Origin of the sequence: Streptomyces sp. NPDC057638 (assembly GCF_042800315.1) — a bacterium.
Taxonomy (GTDB): Bacteria; Actinomycetota; Actinomycetes; order Streptomycetales; family Streptomycetaceae; genus Streptomyces.
This window is the reverse complement of record NZ_JBHVHF010000200.1, coordinates 1-15,431: the sequence shown is the minus strand read 5'-3', so window position 1 is coordinate 15,431 and position 15,431 is coordinate 1. Positions and strand designations below refer to the sequence as shown.

The following is a 15,431-nucleotide window of genomic DNA, read 5'->3' as shown; positions in this document are numbered from 1 at the left end:
GGACATATTGGAGCTGTTCCTCGACGGGGACGGCACGCTCTCCGCGCCCCCTTTCCCATGATGCGGCGTTTATGCGACCCGGATGGCGGGTAAGGTTAGGTTTGCCTCAGTGGAGCGGCCGGTCGGTCGTCCCTGAAGAACCCCGGTGGGGCCGTCACCGACGGATCCGCCGGTCCTGGCCCGTCCGCCCCGCCCGGGAGGTGAATCCGCGTGTACGTCTGCTCATGCTTCGGCATCACGGAGCAGCAGGTGAAGGAGCATGCGGAAGCGGGCGCCCACACACCGCGCCAGATCGCCTCCGCGTGCAAGGCGGGAACCGACTGCGGCTCCTGCGTCCGCCGTATCCAGAGCCTGCTGGGCCGGGGCAGCTGCCCCCGCCGCGACCTGCTCGACCAGGGCAGGCCCGCGCTGAACGCCGTGGCGGAGCTGAAGGGTGTGACGGAGCTGGGCGAGGCCGCCTGAGGCCGCCCGGCCGGTCGCCGGAGATCGTCCGGCGCACCCGCTCGCTCCGCCCGTCCCGGATCTGACCCGCGACAGGGGATCCCTGCCGGGACCGGTGTACGGGAGTGCCGCGGTCCGCCGTACCGGAGTCCCGTGAGCCCGGCCCCGGGGGAGCCCCGCGGTCGGCTGTACCGGAATCGCCGGACCGGCCGGAGGGGAACCAGCCGCCCGATGAGCGGCCGCCCGGCGGATCAGCCGCTGGGCTGCTCGATCTGCTGGGCGAGATAGAGCGCCTCGCCGAGCTGCTCGATGAGTTCGAGCTGGGTGTCGAGATAGTCGATGTGGTGCTCCTCGTCCGCGAGGATCTCCTCGAAGATATTGGCCGAGGTCACATCACCCTTGGCGCGCATGACATCGATCCCGCGCCGCAGCCGGTCGATGGCCTCCACCTCGACCTGGCGGTCGGCCTGGAACATCTCGGTGACCGTCTGGCCGACCCGTACATGGAAGAGTCGCTGGTAGTTCGGCAGGCCGTCCAGGAACAGGATGCGCTCGGTCAGCCGGTCCGCGTGCTTCATCTCGTCGATCGACTCGGCACGGGTGTAGTTGGCCAGCTTGGTCCAGCCCTTGTTCTCCTGGATGCGGTAATGGAGCCAGTACTGGTTGATCGCGGTCAGCTCTCCGGTGAGCTGCTCGTTCAGGAACTCGATCACCTCGGGGTCGCCCTGCATGCGGGTGGCTCCTTCCACACGAATATGTGCTCGGGGTCAGGTGCGCGCATCCTCGCACTGCCACTGGGGGCCGTCCAGTAAGTGCCTCCTTAGTCGGAGTTGCCCGAATCGGGCCAGACCTGGTCATGACCATCCCTCCCGGTCTGTCACCATGGAGGACATGGGTCAGCGGGAGAGCCGGGAACACCGGGTGGCGGAGGAAGCCGCGCTCCCGCCGGGACAGCGGTTGCAACGCGGCTGGCCGGTCACCCATTACGGCCCGGTGCCCAAGTTCCGGCCGGAGCGCTGGGAGTTCCGGGTCTTCGGCGCCACGGCGGACGGTGACAAGCGCGTCTGGAACCATGAGGAGTTCTCGGCTCTGCCGTACTCCACGGTCGTCGCGGATCTGCACTGTGTGACGAAGTTCAGCATGCTGGGGGCCGAATGGGGTGGGGTGCCCGCCCGTACCATCGTCGAGCTGGCGCCGCCCGCGCCCGCCGTCACCCATGTGATGGTCTGGGCGGAGTACGGGTTCAGCGCCAATATGACGCTCGCCGACTTCGCCTCCGAGCGTTCCATGTTCGCCACCCACAAGGACGGTGAGCTGCTCACCGCCGAGCACGGCTTTCCGCTGCGGCTGATCGTGCCGCATCTGTACGCGTGGAAGGGCCCCAAGTGGGTGCGGGGCGTGGAGTACATGACCGCCGACCGCCGGGGCTTCTGGGAGGAGCGCGGGTATCACAACCTGGGCGACCCCTGGCGGGAACAGCGCTACTCGTACCAGGAGGAGCCGGGGGACGGCCCGGAGCTGTGAGCCCCGCGCGCTGACCCCGCGCGTTCGCCGCTCGCGGTCGCTCCGGTACGGCGAACCACACACCCCGGTGGGGTACTGGCTCGCCCTCAGCCGCGCAGCTTCTTCAGCAGCTCGACATCCGCCGCGTGGCCCGACGGCCCGCCGGGCGTCTCGATGATCAGCGGCACGCCCTCCGTCGCCGGATGGCGCAGCAGCTCCCGGAACGGCCCCATCCCGATATGGCCCGCGCCGATATTGGCGTGGCGGTCCTTGTGCGCGCCCGACGGCTCCTTCGAGTCATTGGCGTGGATCAGCCCGAGCCGCCCCTCGCCGACCGTCGCGACCAGCAGGTCCAGTGTCGCGGCCACCCCGCCGTCCGCCGCGAGATCATGCCCCGCCGCGTGGATATGACAGGTGTCCAGACAGACACCGAGCTTCGGATGGTGCTCCAGCGCCGCGAAGTACGGCCCGAAGTCCTCGGCCCGGGAGCAGAGCGAGGAGCCCTGCCCGGCCGTGGACTCCAGCAGCAGCGGCGGATCGTCCGCATGGGTCAGCTCGTCCAGCAGCGGCAGTACCAGCTCCCGGACCTGGGCCAGCGCCGTCTCCCGGGAGCGGCCGCCGGTCGCCGAACCGGTGTGCACCACGACACCCCTGGCGCCGATCTCCCGGCCCCGGCGCAGCGAGTGCCGCATCGACTCCACCGACCGCCGGGCCGTCTCCTCGCTGTGCGAGCCGAAGTTGATCAGATACGGCGCGTGGACATAGGCGGGCAGCCCCGCCTCGGCACACCCGGTACGGAACGCCTCGTCCTGCGCCGGACTGCCCGGGGGCGTCGCCCAGCCGCGCGGATTGGCCACGAAGACCTGGAGCGTCTCGCCCGCCAGCTCCCTGGCATAGCCCAGGCCGACCTTGGCGAGTCCACCCGCCACGGGAACGTGTCCACCCACGGGGTTACGGAGCATGGCTGTCTACAGTCCCTTGAGCTTGATGGTGATGGTGCCGCCCTCAGGCGCCCGGCCGCCCCCGGCGGGGGACTGGCTCGCGACGGTGTCCCCGAGGAAGGGGAAGGTCTTCTCCACCCGGACCTCGAAGCCCGCCTGCTCCAGGGTGCTCCGGGCCTCGTCCTCACCTCGGCCGGTGACCTCCGGGACCGCGATCATCCGCGGTCCCTGGGAGACCGTGAGGGTGATGGTCTCGCCCGCGGCGAGCCGGGTGCCCTCGGCGGCCGACTGGCGGGCGACCCGGCCCGCGGGCTCGGGGGAGTGGACCCGGGCGGTGGCTATCCCGACCCGGAACCCGGCGGTCTCCAGCTCGGCGGTGGCGTCCGCCACCGGCCGTCCGACCATCCCCGGGACCCGGACCGGGGCGCCCTTGCTGACCAGGATCGCGACGGCCGAGTCCGGTGCCCGCCCGGTGCCCGCCGGGGGGTCGGTGCTGATGACGGCGCCCTGGGGGACGGTGGCGCTGAAGGACTCGCTGATCACTCCGGGCGCCAGCCCGGCCCCCTCCAGCTTCCGCCGGGCGGTGGGCAGCGGCTCGCCCGTCACATCCGGTACGGGCACGACCTCGGGACCGCGCGAGACGACCAGCGTCACCGAGCCATTGCCCCGGACGCGTTCCCTGCCGGCGGGCTCGCTGGCGATCACCTCGCCCCGGGGCACCGTCTCACTGAACCTCAGCCGCACCTCGCGCACATCGAGGCCCGCCCGCTCCAGCGTCTGCCGGGCCCCCTGCTCGGTCTTGCCCAGGACCGCCGGGACCCGGGTGAACTGCCCCGAGTTGATGTACCAGACCCCGGCGCCACCGCCCACGAGCAGCGTGAACGCCAGCACCAGCACGGTCAGCACGCGCCGCGACGGCACCCACCGGGCCGGTCGCTCCAGCCGCACCACCGCGGTTGGCTCGTCCTCAGCCGCACGGTGCGGCAGGATCAGCCGGGTGTGGGCGACCCCGTCCCGCTCCCGTGGCAGCGGCCGGGCCAGCACATCCGTACGCTCCTCGGAACCGTCGCGGCGGCGGCCGGTCCCGGCGGTCGGCTCCGCCAGGGCCGCCGGGGGTACGAGATCGAGCTGTTCGTCGCTGAGCGCGGCCCGCGCGGAACGGGTGCGGGCCAGCAGCGCCACGGCGTCCTCGGGGCGCGGCCCCGGGTCCCGGGCGGTCGCGGCCGCCACCAGCGCGTCCAGCTCCGGGGCGAGCCCGGGCGCCAGCGCCGACGGCGGCGGCACATCCTCGTGGAGATGCCGGTAGAGCACCTGGGCCGGGGTCTCGCCCTGGTGCGGTTTGGCGCCGGTGAGCATCTCGTAGAGGACCACCCCACACGCGTACACATCCGAGCGGGTGTCGGAGGCGCCGTCCTCGATCTGCTCGGGGGCGAGATAGGAGATCGTGCCCAGCACGGCGCCGGAGCTGCCGGTGGCGGAGCCGACCGCGCGCACCAGACCGAAGTCGGCGACCTTGACCCGGCCGTCGTCCCCTATCAGGACGTTCTCCGGCTTGATGTCCCGGTGGACGAAACCGGCGCGGTGCGCCGCGCCGAGCGCCGCCAGCACCGGTTCCAGGATGTCGAGCGCGGCCCTCGGCTGGAGCGCGCCGCGCTCGCGCAGCACGTCACGCAGGGTGCAGCCCGCCACGTACTCCATCGCCAGATAGACGTACGCGCCCTCCGCGCCCTGGTCGAAGACACCCACCACATTGGGGTGCGCCAGCCGGGCCACGGACTTCGCCTCACGGATGAAGCGCTCCACGAACGCCACGTCGGCGGCGAGCGCCGGATGCATCACCTTGAGCGCCAGCTCGCGGTCGAGCCGGGTGTCGACGGCCCGGTAGACCGTGGCCATACCGCCGACGGCGATACGCGCGTCGACGCGGTAACGGCCGTCGAGCAGCCGCCCGACGAGAGGGTCCTGAAGGGTCGTGTCCACCCCCCGATTCTACGAGCCGCCACCGACACACCCGGCGCCACCAGCTGTGACGCACCGGACCCGGGGCGGGTGCGGTCGGGCGGGCCGGGCGGGCGGGGAACGGCCGCGGAAGGCGCTCAGGACGGAACGGGAAGGGGTTCAGGGCGGGCTCGGGACGGACCCCGGCCGGGGCCCAGGACGGACCCCGGCCGGGCTCGGGACCGGCCCGGACCGGGCCCAGGACGGACCCGGACCGGGCTGAGCACGGGCGCGGGACCGGCCCGGACCGGACTCAGAACGCGGGGCGCTCGGGGTCCAGCGCCGCGACCCCGGCCTCCGGTGACGACGCCAGCGCGAAGTGCCGCCGGGGGATCCGTCCCGCCCGGTGGGCCAGCCGTCCCGCGTCGACCGCGTGCCGCATCGCCTCGGCCATCAGCACCGGCTCCTGCGCCCGGGTCACCGCCGAAGCCAGCATCACGGCCGCGCAGCCCAGCTCCATGGCGAGTGCCGCGTCCGACGCCGTCCCCGCACCCGCGTCGAGCACCACCGGCACCCCGGCCCGCTCCACGATCAACTGGAAGTTGTGCGGGTTGCGGATGCCGAGACCGGAGCCGATGGGCGAGCCGAGGGGCATGATCGCCGCGCAGCCGACGTCCTCCAGCTTCCGCGCCAGCACGGGGTCGTCATTGGTGTACGGAAGGACCGTGAACCCGTCATCGACGAGGGTCTCCGCCGCGTCCAGCAGTTCGACGGGGTCGGGGAGCAGGGTGCGCTCATCGGCCACGACCTCCAGTTTGATCCAGTCCGTCCCGAGGGCCTCCCGGGCCAGCCGGGCGGTCAGCACGGCCTCGCCCGCCGTGAAGCAGCCCGCCGTGTTGGGCAGCACCCGGATGCCGAGCCGCTCCAGTACGGACAGCACCGAGCCCTGGACGGTGGGGTCGACCCGGCGCATCGCGACGGTGGTCAGTTCGGTGCCGCTGGCGACGAGGACACGTTCCATGACCTCCAGGCTGGGCGCGCCGCCGGTGCCCATGATCAGCCGGGAGTCGAAGGTGGTGTCACCGATGGTGAGACGGTCGTCGGACATCGGCTCAGCCTCCCTGGACGGCGGTGAGGACCTCGACCCGGTCGCCGTCGCCGAGGAGGGTGCCGGGCCACTCGCCCCGGGGGACGACCGTCTCGTTGACGGCGGCCGCGATACCGGTGGGCGGCTCGGCGGGGTCGCCCTCCGGCGCGGTGCCGGGCCCCCGCGTGACGTCGGCGATGAGATGGTCCAGCGTCGTACCACGGGCGAGTTCATGACGCGCGCCGTTGACGGAGATCACGACGGACACACTGGTCATACGGGCTGCTCCTGGGGAAAGTGCCGCTCGGTCGCATCCGTGTCGCCGGATGAGAAGCGGAGAGGGGAGAAGGGCAGGGCCTCGGACGGGAGTGCGCCGTCGGTCAGCGCGGTGGCCATCGCGTCGCCGGTGACGGGGGTGAGGAGCACCCCGTTGCGGTAGTGGCCGGTGGCCAGGTGGAGGCCGGGCAGCGCGGTGGGGCCCAGCAGGGGCGCGTTGTCGGGTGAGGCGGGGCGCAGCCCGGCGCGCGTCTCCGTCAGCGGGAGTTCGGTGATGCCGGGCACCAGCTCATGCGCGTCCCGCAGCAGTTCGTAGACACCGCCCGCCGTGACGGAGGTGTCCCAGCCCTGTTCCTCACTGGTCGCCCCGACGACCAGCTCGCCGTTCTCGCGCGGCACCAGATAGACATGCCCGCCGCGCACCACCGCGCGGATCGTCCGGGAGAGGAAGGGGGCGTACGGACGGGGAACGGCCAGCCGCAGCACCTGCCCCTTCACGGGGCGCACCGGGGGCACCACCGCGTCGGGCAGCCCCTCCAGGCGTCCGCTCAGGCTGCCGCCCGCGATGACCACCTGTCCGGCGGGGAGTTCGGTGCCGTCGGCGAGGCGGGCGCCGACCGCGCGGTCCCGGCTGACCAGCAGCCGCGCGGCCCAGTCGCGGCGGAAGGTCACCCCGGCCCGCGCGCAGGCGGTGACCAGCGCGGCCGCCAGCCGCCGCGGGTCCACCTGGTGGTCACCGTCGACCCGTAGCCCGCCCCGGACGCCCGGCGCGAGCATCGGCTCCAGACGGCGGCACTCCCGGCCGGTCAGCCAGGCCGACTCCAGGCCGCAGCGCTGCTGGAGGGCGTGGAGTTCCCGCAGATGGGCGCGGTCGTCGGCGTCGAGGGCGATGGCGAGGGTGCCACAGGTGCGGTAGTCGATCCGCCGCCCGCTCGCCTCCTCCAGTTCGGTGGTGAAGGCGGGGTAGCGGCGGGCGGATTCCAGGGTGAGGGAGAGCAGGGTCTCCTCGCCGTAGTGGAGTTCGGTGACGGCGGCGAGCATGCCCGCCGCGACCTGGGCGGCGCCACCGCCCGGCTCCGAGTCGGCGAGGGTCACCGCGAGCCCCTTCTGGGCGGCGCGCCACGCGGTGACCAGTCCGATGATCCCGCCGCCGATCACCAGGACGTCGGTGGCGCGGGGGGTCCGGGCCCGCCGGCGGAGGGGTGCTCGCGCCGGGTCCTCACGGGGCGGGTCCTCGCGCGCCTGTTCCTCGCGGGGCGGGTCGGCGTCTCGTGCCGGGGGTGCCTGAGGAGTGCCGGTGTCGCTGGCGGTGTTGACAGGGTGCATGGGCGATCAGCTCCTCCCTTCGCCGGTATGACCCGGATCAGGTTCGTACGGTCGGAGGCCGGCCAGCCTCCCTCTCAGCCCGGTCCGTCCGGGCTCCCGCGAGTGCTCTACGGTGGCCACCCTAACCTCCGCCGCCGGGCCGCCGTAAGGCGCGGTGGCGCCGCCGTGACCTCCGTACCCACGAGCCAAGGAGCAGCGCTGTGGCTGGATCCCGCCGATCACTCCGATCCCTTGACGGGCTTGTCCTCGCGCCGGTCGCCGACCAGGCGCCCGGCCAGGTCGGTACCGGCACCCGCTTCACCTACCACGAGGAGGCGGACCGGATCTGGGCCGAGTACGCCGGTGGTGACGTGGTCCGCGGTCATCTGGTGGGCACCCGGGACGGGGACCGGATCGACTTCCGCTATGTGCAGTTGCGGACGGACGGCACCACCGCCTCCGGCCACTGTGTCTCCACCGTGGTGGAGCTGCCCGACGGCCGGGTGCGACTGGAGGAGAGCTGGGAGTGGGAGTCCCAGGAGGGCAGCGGGACGAGCGTGGTGGAGGAGCTGCCGCGCACGGGGTGACCGGCGAGGCGTGCCCGTCCTGCGGGGCGGCTTGCCCCGTTTCACCCGTGTGCGGGCCGTACGCGCGCGGCCCGGGGCCGTCGGGCCGGTGGGCCCGGGAGCCCAGGACACTGGGGATTCGACCGGGCTGTCCCACCCTCCATCGTCTGATGATGCGTCAGATGCGTAAGGTGGTCATGTGAGCGATCAGCCAGATGAGCAGCGGACACGGCGCGTGGTCGTCGTCGGAGCGGGCATGGCGGGCGTGCAGACCGCCGTCGCCCTGAGGGAACAGGGGTTCACCGGCCCCCTCACCCTGATCGGGGCCGAGCCCCACCAGCCCTATGACCGGCCACCCCTGTCCAAGGCCGTCCTGCTCGGCTCGGCCGAGGGCTCGGCCTTCGAGATCGACTTCGAGGAGCTGGGGATCGAGCTGCGGCTCGGCCGCGAGGTCACCGGGGTACGCGCCGCGGAGCACGAACTGGACACCGAGGCCGGGCCGGTCCCGTACGACGTCCTCGTCATCGCCACGGGCGCGCGGCCGCTCACCCTGCCCGGCAGCGAGACCGTGCCCGGGGTCCATCTGCTGCGCACCCTCGACGACGCCGAGCGGCTGCGGCCGGTCCTCGCCGCGAAGCACGACATCGTGGTCGTGGGCGCGGGCTGGATCGGTGCCGAGTTCGCGACGGCCGCGCGGGCCGCCGGATGCGCGGTCACCGTGGTGGAGGCCGCCGACCGGCCGCTCCCCGGCGCGCTGCCCGCCGAGATCACCGCGCCGATGGCCGACTGGTACGCGGAGTACGGGGTGGACCTGCTCACCGGGGCCCGGGTCGCCACCGTCGAACCCGGGACGGTCGTCCTCGACGACGGACGGAGGCTGGCCGCCCAGGCCGTGGTCGTCGGTGTCGGCGCCCGCCCCGCCACCGGTTGGCTCACCGGCTCCGGCGTCGAGACCGGGCCCGACGGCGCGATCACCGCCGACGCCCAGCTGCGCACCTCACAGCCCGATGTGTACGCGGTGGGGGACTGCGCCTCCTTCCCCTCCGCCCGCTATGGCCGCAGGCTCCTGGTCCACCACTGGGACAACGCCCTCCAGGGGCCCCGGACGGTCGCCGCCAACGTGCTGGCCGCCGCGTCCGGCGAGCCGCTCCAGAGCTATGACCCGGTGCCGTACTTCTGGTCCGAGCAGTTCGGCCGCTTCGTGCAGTACGCCGGTGACCACGCGGACGCCGACACCACCGTGTGGCGGGGGGCCCCGGACGGCGAGGGCTGGTCGGTGCTCTGGCTGCGCGAGGGCGCCCTGGTGGCCGTGCTCGCGGTGGGTCGTCCCCGTGACCTGGCCCAGGGCCGCAAGCTGATGCTGGCGGGGGCGAGGCTGGATCCCGAGCGTGCCGCGGACGCCGCCCTCCCCCTGAAGGCGGCCTCGGCCTGAGCCGGACCGGAATCCGTTTCACCCGCGCTGACCAGCGATGTCACCCGAAGGCACGCCGCCGCGACGGGCGTGTCCCCCGGCCCCCCGCTACCGACTGTCAGTCCCAGATGGCAGGCTTGTCCCGTGACCGAGATTGACGCAAAGATCGACGCCCTCGTCCCCGCCTGGCTCACTCTCCCCGATATCGCGGAGATGCTCGATGTCGAGGTGACGCGTGTGCGGCAGCTGGTGAAGGAAGGCCAGCTGATCGCCGTACGCCGGGGAGAGAACCGGGTGCTTCAGGTGCCCGCCGCCTTCATCAGCGACTCCAAGGTGGTCAAGGGTCTCTCCGGCACCCTGACGCTGCTGAGGGACGACGGCTTCAGCGACGAGGAGATGCTGGAGTGGCTCTTCACCGCTGATGAGTCCCTGCCGGGTACCCCCGCGCAGGCGCTCAGTGAGAATCGCGGGACGGAAGTGAAGCGCCGGGCGCAGGCCCTCGCGGTCTGACGAGGCGGTTCTTCTCCCCAGGCTCCACCCGGGGGTGCCCCCAGCCTTGATGGGGGCACCCCCGAGGGGGAGCCGGGGGGACGGTGCCCCAGGATGGGCGTGCTCGATCACTCGTTCCTCGTGATCTCCGCGCGACTCAGCTGAGACTCCGCCGGGCCCGCGCCCGGAGGTGCCCTCGGCGCGCCCCTTGGGGCCGGAACCGCGGTGGCGACCCGATCACGCGGAGACCGGACCGATTCACGCGGTGCGCGGACGCCCGCGTACCGCTCACCACCCTGGGGGGATCTCATCATGTCCACGACCCGTGCCCGGCTGGCCGACGCGCGTCTCTACCTCTGCACGGACGCCCGCCGGGACCGGGGCGACCTCGCCGCGTTCCTGGACGCGGTCCTCTCCAGCGGGGTCGACATCGTCCAGCTGCGGGAGAAGGGGATGGAGGCCGCCGAGGAGCTGGAGCACCTCCAGGTCTTCGCCGACGCCTGCCGACGCCACGGCGCGCTGCTCGCCGTCAACGACCGCGCGGATGTCGCCCACGCCATCGGCTCCGACGTCCTCCATCTCGGCCAGGGCGATCTGCCGGTCCCCGCCGCCCGTGCCATCCTCGGTGACGAGGTCCTGATCGGCCGCTCCACGCATGCCGAGGCCGAGGCGGCGAGCGCCGCCGTCACCCCGGGCGTGGACTACTTCTGCACCGGTCCCTGCTGGCCCACCCCGACCAAGCCCGGACGCCACGCCCCCGGACTCGACCTCGTGCGCTTCACGGCCTCCCTGGGTACCGACCGCCCCTGGTTCGCCATCGGCGGCATCGACGCGGGCAACCTCGACCAGGTGCTCGACGCGGGCGCCCGCCGGATCGTCGTGGTCCGCGCGATCACCGAGGCGGACGATCCGGCGGCGGCGACCGCCGACCTCGCCCAGCGCCTGAAGGAACGCGGAGAGTGATCGCCGCAGGTCCGAATCCGGCCAGCGCCGGTCGACATCACGCCGTTCGCGAACATCCGGTGTCCGAAGAGTGGACTCCGGTTGGGCGCCCCCCTACCCCTGGATAACCTGCGACTATGGCCCTCGGAACAGCTTCGACCCGAACAGATCGCGCGCGTACGGTGCGTGAATTGCTCGCTACCGGCAGGACGACCTACTCCTTCGAATTCTGGGCGCCCAAGACCGAAAAGGGCGAGCGGAATCTCTGGAACGCGCTCCGCAGGGTCGAAGCGGTCGCTCCCAGTTTTGTCTCGGTGACCTACGGTGCCGGTGGCTCCACCCGGGCCGGCACGGTCCGGGCGACCGAGCAGATCGCCTCCGACACCACCCTCACCCCGGTCGCCCACCTCACCGCGGTGAACCATTCCATCGCCGAACTCCGCAATATGATCGGTCAGTACGCCGACGCCGGGATCCGCAATATCCTCGCCGTGCGCGGCGACCCGCCGGGCGACCCGATGGCCGAGTGGATCAGGCACCCCGAGGGTGTGGAGTACGCGGCCGAACTGGTGCGTCTCATCAAGGAGTCCGGCGACTTCTGTGTCGGTGTCGCCGCCTTCCCCGAGATGCATCCGCGCTCCACGGACTGGGACACCGACGTCCGCCACTTCGTCGCCAAGTGCCGGGCGGGCGCCGACTACGCCATCACCCAGATGTTCTTCCAGCCGCAGGACTATCTGCGCCTGCGGGACCGGGTGACGGCGGCGGGGTGCGACACCCCGATCATCCCCGAGATCATGCCCATCACCAGCGTCCGGCAGCTCGAACGCTTCGCTCAGCTCAGCAATGCGGCCGTGCCCGTCGAACTGAAAGAGCGGATCCTCTCGGTCAAGGAGGACGCCACCGCTGTACGCTCCTTGGGAATCGAGTTCGCGACGGAGTTCTGCGCCGAACTGCTCTCCGAGGGTGTCCCCGGACTGCACTTCATCACGCTGAACAACTCCACCGCGACACTGGAGATCTACGAGAATCTCGGACTGCACCAGCAGTCGTGACCGGCCGTAACCGTCCTCAGCCGAGGCGGCGGCCGAGGAGGAGGGGCGGGCATGGGCTGGACGGTCCTCTACGTCGCGTTCGGCATCGTCGCGCTGTGGCTGCTCGGTGAGGTGCTGTTGCAGTACAAGGCGCGGTTGCGCTGGAGACTGCTGGCCTTCGGCGGGTTCCTGGGGGTGGTCCTCGGTGTGCTGATCCCGTCCGTGGTGGTGATCGGCGTCGGCGCCATCGCCTTCGCGGTCGGGCAGACGTATGTGACGCTCTCCTTCCGGAGCGGCTTCGCCACCGGCTGGTCGCTCAAGGGCGGTTCCGGACCCGGCACCAGCCGCCGCCGCAAGGGCGGGGGCCGCGACACCGACCGCGAGCCCGCGCTGGAGGTCTCCGCCGTGGAGGAGACCATGGTGGCCGGAGTCCCGCCGCTCGCCGCGCCCGGCGCCGTGGACGACGCCCTCACGGCGGTCTACGAGCCGCAGCCGCTGCCCGACGACACCGCCGGGTACGGCGTCTACAGCGACGCGGCCTATGACGCGCTCCAGGGCGACGGCCAGCACGGCGCCGGTCAGCACGGCGCCGGTCAGGACCACGGGCAGCCCCACGCCCAGCCGGCCGCCGCCGAAGCGGACCCCGCCTACGGCGCCTACGACCCCGGCTACTACGGCCAGGGCAACCCCCTCGGCGTTCCCGACGCGCCCGACCCCTACGGCTACGGCACCGGCCAGCAGCAGTTCGCGGCCTACTCCGACCCGTATGTGGGCGGCCAGCAGTACGGCTCGTACGAGAACTACGACAGCTTCGGCAACCAGCAGCCGTACACCCCCGACGCCTACGGCTACGGGGAGCAGGGGCTCAACGACACCCCGCCCGGAGGCGTCTGGGTGCCGCACCAGCGGGACACCGAGCAGCCCTCCGCCGAGGAGCAGCCGCCTTACGGCTATGACCCCGGCCGGGGCGACCAGCAGCAGCCCTACCGCTACTGATGCGCCTCCCGGCGGTCCGATGACCTCAGGGGCGCCGCCCGGAGCCCGGCGACGCACGGCCGCGGGCCGCGTCGGTTCCGGGCCGTGCCCGCCGGGGACCCCACCGGTTCCGGATCCCGTCCGGTCGGCTGTGCCGGTCCCGGATCCCCTGGGTCCCGGACCTCCTTGGTTCCGGGCCCTGTCCCGGCCGTATCGGTCCCGGATCGCCCGGCGATGCGAGGCCGACCGGCGTCGGTCAGCGTCGGCCGGCCGCACGGGGCCAGTGGCTGGTGACGGTCAGGTCCACTCGGCCGGCGCCCAGCCACCGGCCTGAGGGGCTCACTGGGAGCCGCGGAAGTCCGCCCCCTCCACGATCAGCCCCGCCACCAGCGCCCCTGACATGCCCGCGTGGGCCAGCCCGCCGCCTGGGTGGGCCAGCCCGCCGACCGCGTACAGACCCGGGATACGGGTGGTGTTGGACGGCAGCAGATGGCTGCCGCCCGCCCCGGCCAGCGCCGGGGCCGTCAGCGGGCCGCTCTCCAGCGGGGTGAGCGTCTCGCGCCAGAGCAGACGCTTCCGTATCGCCCCCGTGCCGCCCGAGGCCGTCCCGGTTCCTGTGCCGCCCGGGCCGCCGCCCGAGGCCGTCCCGTCGTCGGCGAAGGCGGCCTCCGCGCGCTCGACCAGGGTCGCGGCGCAGCGCTCCCGCAGCTCTGGATCGCTCCAGTCCAGCGGGCCACCGTGGCCCGGGACCGTGGCCGAGAGGGTGACGGCCTCAGAGGCTCCGTCCGGGCGGAGCCGGGCGTCATCGGGGCGCAGCACGGTCACCGTCGGCCACTCCGCGAGCCGCCCGCCGAAGACGGCCCCGGCCTCCGCCCCGTCGTGGGGGGCGTGCACGACCGTACGGTGCGCGGTCCGCGGGGGCCGGGCGCCGCGCAGCGCCATCAGCACCGTGAACCGGCCCGGCAGCGGCTCCCCGCCCGCACCCCGCCGGGGCCGCACCTGCCCATCGGGCCAGGGCTCGCCACTGATCAGCGGACCGACCGGCACCCCGGCCACCACATGGTCCGCCTCGACCACCGTGCCCCCCGCCAGCTCGATCCCCACCGCCCGGCCGTCCTTCTCGACGACCGAGACCACCTCCGAGCCGAAGGAGAACGCGACCCGTCGGGCCAGGCAGCGCTCGTAGACCGCGCGGGCCAGCTCCCGCAGCCCGCCGACGACATACCAGCTGCCGAAGGTCTGCTCCAGATACGGCAGCAGCGCCGCGCTGGCCGGAGCCCGGCGTGGATCCAGGCCGTACGCCAGGGCGTAGCTCTCCAGCAGCGCCGCCAGCCGGTCATCCACCAGCTCCCACGCGGCGACCTCGGCGAGCGTCGACGCCTGGCGGGTCCGCAGCAGCCGGCGCTGGCGCGGTGCCGGATAGGGGTCGCGCTCCAGCGTCCGCCAGTCCGGCCAGAGCGGCTCCTCCAGCAGCGGCCGCCGCGAGCGGTCCCACGCGTCCCGCGCCCGCCCCAGGAAGTCGCCCCAGCGCTCACCCGCTCCGGTGCCGAGCGCCGAGTCCAGCGCCGAGACGACGCCCGCGCGGGAGGCGTTCGGCAGGGAGACCGCTGTGCCGTCCGCGAAGACATGACGGCTGGAGGGGTCGACCTGGACCAGCTCCACGCACCGCTCCAGCGGCTCCTTGCCCGTCTTCAGGAACAGGTCGCGCCACACGGCGGGCAGATGGAGCAGTCCGGGCCCCGTGTCGAAGGCGAAGCCGTCCCGCTCGACGGAGCCGAGCGCGCCCCCGTATGTCGACGCGCGCTCGTACACCGTCACCCGGTGGCCCGCCACGGCCAGCCGGGCGGCAGCCGCCATCGCGCCCATCCCAGCGCCGATCACCGCAATCCGTGCCATGTCAGGGACTCTATCGACCGCCACTGACAGCCGCCCTCACGGCCACCCCGGCACCGGGGAGCCGGGCGGCTCAGCGGCGGTTCCGTCGCCCGTGGTCCGCGCGGGAGCCCCTCGGCGACCCCGCTGGCCCGTGCGGTGCGCCGGGGGAGGTACGGGTACACGGGCGCTGTCGCCCAGGGCGGGCTCGGGCGGGACTGGTGCCGGGTGCGGAGTGCTGAGTAGCCGTACCTAGAGGACGACTTGAGTAGCCGGGCGGATGGGTCCCGACCTGCGGTGACGGAAGAGTGGAGGTCACGGAGGGGGCACGGCGCCGCCACCGGCGACACGGGGCGCCGGATCGGCGCGGTTCCTCCGCCGGAACGGGGGATGGCGAGGACCCTGCGCGCAGGGACCCCGCCGTCACGGGGGGCCGGGAGACCGGTCGGCAACGGGGATGACGGAAGCCTCACGGGGGAACGCGAGGCCAACCGTGGTCCCTTCCGCGGACCGGGAGACCGGAGGACCAAGGGGGAGAAACGGGGACGGCGCCGACCGCGCCGACGGGGGAGACGGGGGAAGGACCGCCGAGGGGCCTCACGGGGGAGACGGAGGCCCATCGCGGGAAACGGGGGGAAACCAGAGGAAACG

The 15,431-nt window shown here is 73.1% G+C and carries 15 protein-coding genes and 1 riboswitch; of the genes, 8 read left to right on the top strand and 7 right to left on the bottom strand.

The features are described 5' to 3' along the window. The first annotated feature begins 210 nt into the window (after positions 1–210). The gene (locus tag ACFVIM_RS24060; RefSeq protein ID WP_384304841.1) at positions 211–462 is read left to right on the top strand and encodes a bacterioferritin-associated ferredoxin; all 252 of its coding nucleotides are present in this window, start codon (positions 211–213) and stop codon (positions 460–462) included. Between the two features lie 230 nt (positions 463–692). Here ACFVIM_RS24060 and bfr read toward each other — a convergent pair whose 3' ends face one another. Continuing rightward, entirely contained in the window at positions 693–1,172 is a 480-nt protein-coding gene (gene bfr, locus ACFVIM_RS24055; RefSeq protein WP_384304839.1) for a bacterioferritin, read from the bottom strand. A gap of 160 nt (positions 1,173–1,332) precedes the next feature. Here bfr and ACFVIM_RS24050 point away from each other — a divergent pair, with 160 nt between their 5' ends. After that, positions 1,333–1,965, top strand: coding sequence for a sulfite oxidase-like oxidoreductase (locus ACFVIM_RS24050; RefSeq protein WP_384304836.1), 633 nt, complete (start codon positions 1,333–1,335; stop codon positions 1,963–1,965). An 86-nt stretch (positions 1,966–2,051) separates the two neighbouring features. Here ACFVIM_RS24050 and ACFVIM_RS24045 read toward each other — a convergent pair whose 3' ends face one another. The 5 genes from ACFVIM_RS24045 to thiO all read right to left on the bottom strand — a co-directional run bounded on the left by ACFVIM_RS24045 (position 2,052) and on the right by thiO (position 7,512). Then, on the bottom strand, positions 2,052–2,906 hold the full coding sequence (locus tag ACFVIM_RS24045; protein WP_384304834.1) for a deoxyribonuclease IV: 855 nt from the start codon (positions 2,904–2,906) through the stop codon (positions 2,052–2,054). A 6-nt stretch (positions 2,907–2,912) separates the two neighbouring features. Then, entirely contained in the window at positions 2,913–4,865 is a 1,953-nt protein-coding gene (pknB, locus tag ACFVIM_RS24040) for a Stk1 family PASTA domain-containing Ser/Thr kinase (RefSeq protein ID WP_384304831.1), read from the bottom strand. A gap of 271 nt (positions 4,866–5,136) precedes the next feature. Then, positions 5,137–5,931 carry a thiazole synthase gene (locus ACFVIM_RS24035; RefSeq protein ID WP_384304828.1) on the bottom strand — a complete coding sequence of 265 codons (795 nt, stop codon included), beginning with the start codon at positions 5,929–5,931 and terminating at the stop codon, positions 5,137–5,139. A gap of 4 nt (positions 5,932–5,935) precedes the next feature. Further along, the gene (thiS, locus tag ACFVIM_RS24030; RefSeq protein WP_384304826.1) at positions 5,936–6,187 is read right to left on the bottom strand and encodes a sulfur carrier protein ThiS; all 252 of its coding nucleotides are present in this window, start codon (positions 6,185–6,187) and stop codon (positions 5,936–5,938) included. Continuing rightward, positions 6,184–7,512 carry a glycine oxidase ThiO gene (gene thiO, locus ACFVIM_RS24025; RefSeq protein ID WP_384304824.1) on the bottom strand — a complete coding sequence of 443 codons (1,329 nt, stop codon included), beginning with the start codon at positions 7,510–7,512 and terminating at the stop codon, positions 6,184–6,186. Before thiO ends, thiS begins: the two co-directional genes overlap by 4 nt. Continuing rightward, positions 7,510–7,622: riboswitch (TPP riboswitch) on the bottom strand. It overlaps the preceding gene by 3 nt. Before the next feature lie 90 nt (positions 7,623–7,712). Here thiO and ACFVIM_RS24020 point away from each other — a divergent pair. The 6 genes from ACFVIM_RS24020 (at position 7,713) to ACFVIM_RS23995 (ending at position 12,929) form a co-directional block, all read left to right on the top strand. After that, positions 7,713–8,078, top strand: coding sequence for a hypothetical protein (locus tag ACFVIM_RS24020; protein ID WP_384304821.1), 366 nt, complete (start codon positions 7,713–7,715; stop codon positions 8,076–8,078). Between the two features lie 235 nt (positions 8,079–8,313). Continuing rightward, positions 8,314–9,489: an NAD(P)/FAD-dependent oxidoreductase gene (locus ACFVIM_RS24015; RefSeq protein ID WP_384304843.1), complete on the top strand. Its 1,176-nt coding sequence runs from the start codon at positions 8,314–8,316 to the stop codon at positions 9,487–9,489. Between the two features lie 123 nt (positions 9,490–9,612). Beyond that, the gene (locus ACFVIM_RS24010; protein WP_384304819.1) at positions 9,613–9,978 is read left to right on the top strand and encodes an Rv2175c family DNA-binding protein; all 366 of its coding nucleotides are present in this window, start codon (positions 9,613–9,615) and stop codon (positions 9,976–9,978) included. A gap of 291 nt (positions 9,979–10,269) precedes the next feature. Beyond that, positions 10,270–10,920 carry a thiamine phosphate synthase gene (gene thiE, locus ACFVIM_RS24005; RefSeq protein WP_384304817.1) on the top strand — a complete coding sequence of 217 codons (651 nt, stop codon included), beginning with the start codon at positions 10,270–10,272 and terminating at the stop codon, positions 10,918–10,920. Positions 10,921–11,036: 116 nt separating this feature from the next. Further along, a complete protein-coding gene (gene metF / locus ACFVIM_RS24000) occupies positions 11,037–11,954 on the top strand; it encodes a methylenetetrahydrofolate reductase [NAD(P)H] (protein ID WP_384304814.1) in 918 nt (305 codons plus the stop codon). Between the two features lie 51 nt (positions 11,955–12,005). Continuing rightward, a complete protein-coding gene (locus tag ACFVIM_RS23995; RefSeq protein ID WP_384304811.1) occupies positions 12,006–12,929 on the top strand; it encodes a hypothetical protein in 924 nt (307 codons plus the stop codon). A 318-nt stretch (positions 12,930–13,247) separates the two neighbouring features. Here the strand turns inward: ACFVIM_RS23995 and ACFVIM_RS23990 are convergent, their stop codons facing one another. After that, positions 13,248–14,804: a phytoene desaturase family protein gene (locus ACFVIM_RS23990; protein WP_384304809.1), complete on the bottom strand. Its 1,557-nt coding sequence runs from the start codon at positions 14,802–14,804 to the stop codon at positions 13,248–13,250. Between the last annotated feature and the right edge of the window lie 627 nt (positions 14,805–15,431).

Excerpts from the sequence above, each read along its gene's own strand:
- ACFVIM_RS23995 (WP_384304811.1), top strand. The coding sequence starts at position 12,006 with ATGGGCTGGACGGTCCTCTACGTCGCGTTCGGCATCGTCGCGCTGTGG.
- thiE (WP_384304817.1), top strand. The coding sequence starts at position 10,270 with ATGTCCACGACCCGTGCCCGGCTGGCCGACGCGCGTCTCTACCTCTGC.
- ACFVIM_RS24045 (WP_384304834.1), bottom strand. The coding sequence starts at position 2,906 with ATGCTCCGTAACCCCGTGGGTGGACACGTTCCCGTGGCGGGTGGACTC.
- ACFVIM_RS24015 (WP_384304843.1), top strand. The coding sequence starts at position 8,314 with ATGGCGGGCGTGCAGACCGCCGTCGCCCTGAGGGAACAGGGGTTCACC.
- thiO (WP_384304824.1), bottom strand. The coding sequence starts at position 7,512 with ATGCACCCTGTCAACACCGCCAGCGACACCGGCACTCCTCAGGCACCC.
- bfr (WP_384304839.1), bottom strand. The coding sequence starts at position 1,172 with ATGCAGGGCGACCCCGAGGTGATCGAGTTCCTGAACGAGCAGCTCACC.
- metF (WP_384304814.1), top strand. The coding sequence starts at position 11,037 with ATGGCCCTCGGAACAGCTTCGACCCGAACAGATCGCGCGCGTACGGTG.
- ACFVIM_RS24050 (WP_384304836.1), top strand. The coding sequence starts at position 1,333 with ATGGGTCAGCGGGAGAGCCGGGAACACCGGGTGGCGGAGGAAGCCGCG.
- ACFVIM_RS23990 (WP_384304809.1), bottom strand. The coding sequence starts at position 14,804 with ATGGCACGGATTGCGGTGATCGGCGCTGGGATGGGCGCGATGGCGGCT.
- ACFVIM_RS24035 (WP_384304828.1), bottom strand. The coding sequence starts at position 5,931 with ATGTCCGACGACCGTCTCACCATCGGTGACACCACCTTCGACTCCCGG.
- thiS (WP_384304826.1), bottom strand. The coding sequence starts at position 6,187 with ATGACCAGTGTGTCCGTCGTGATCTCCGTCAACGGCGCGCGTCATGAA.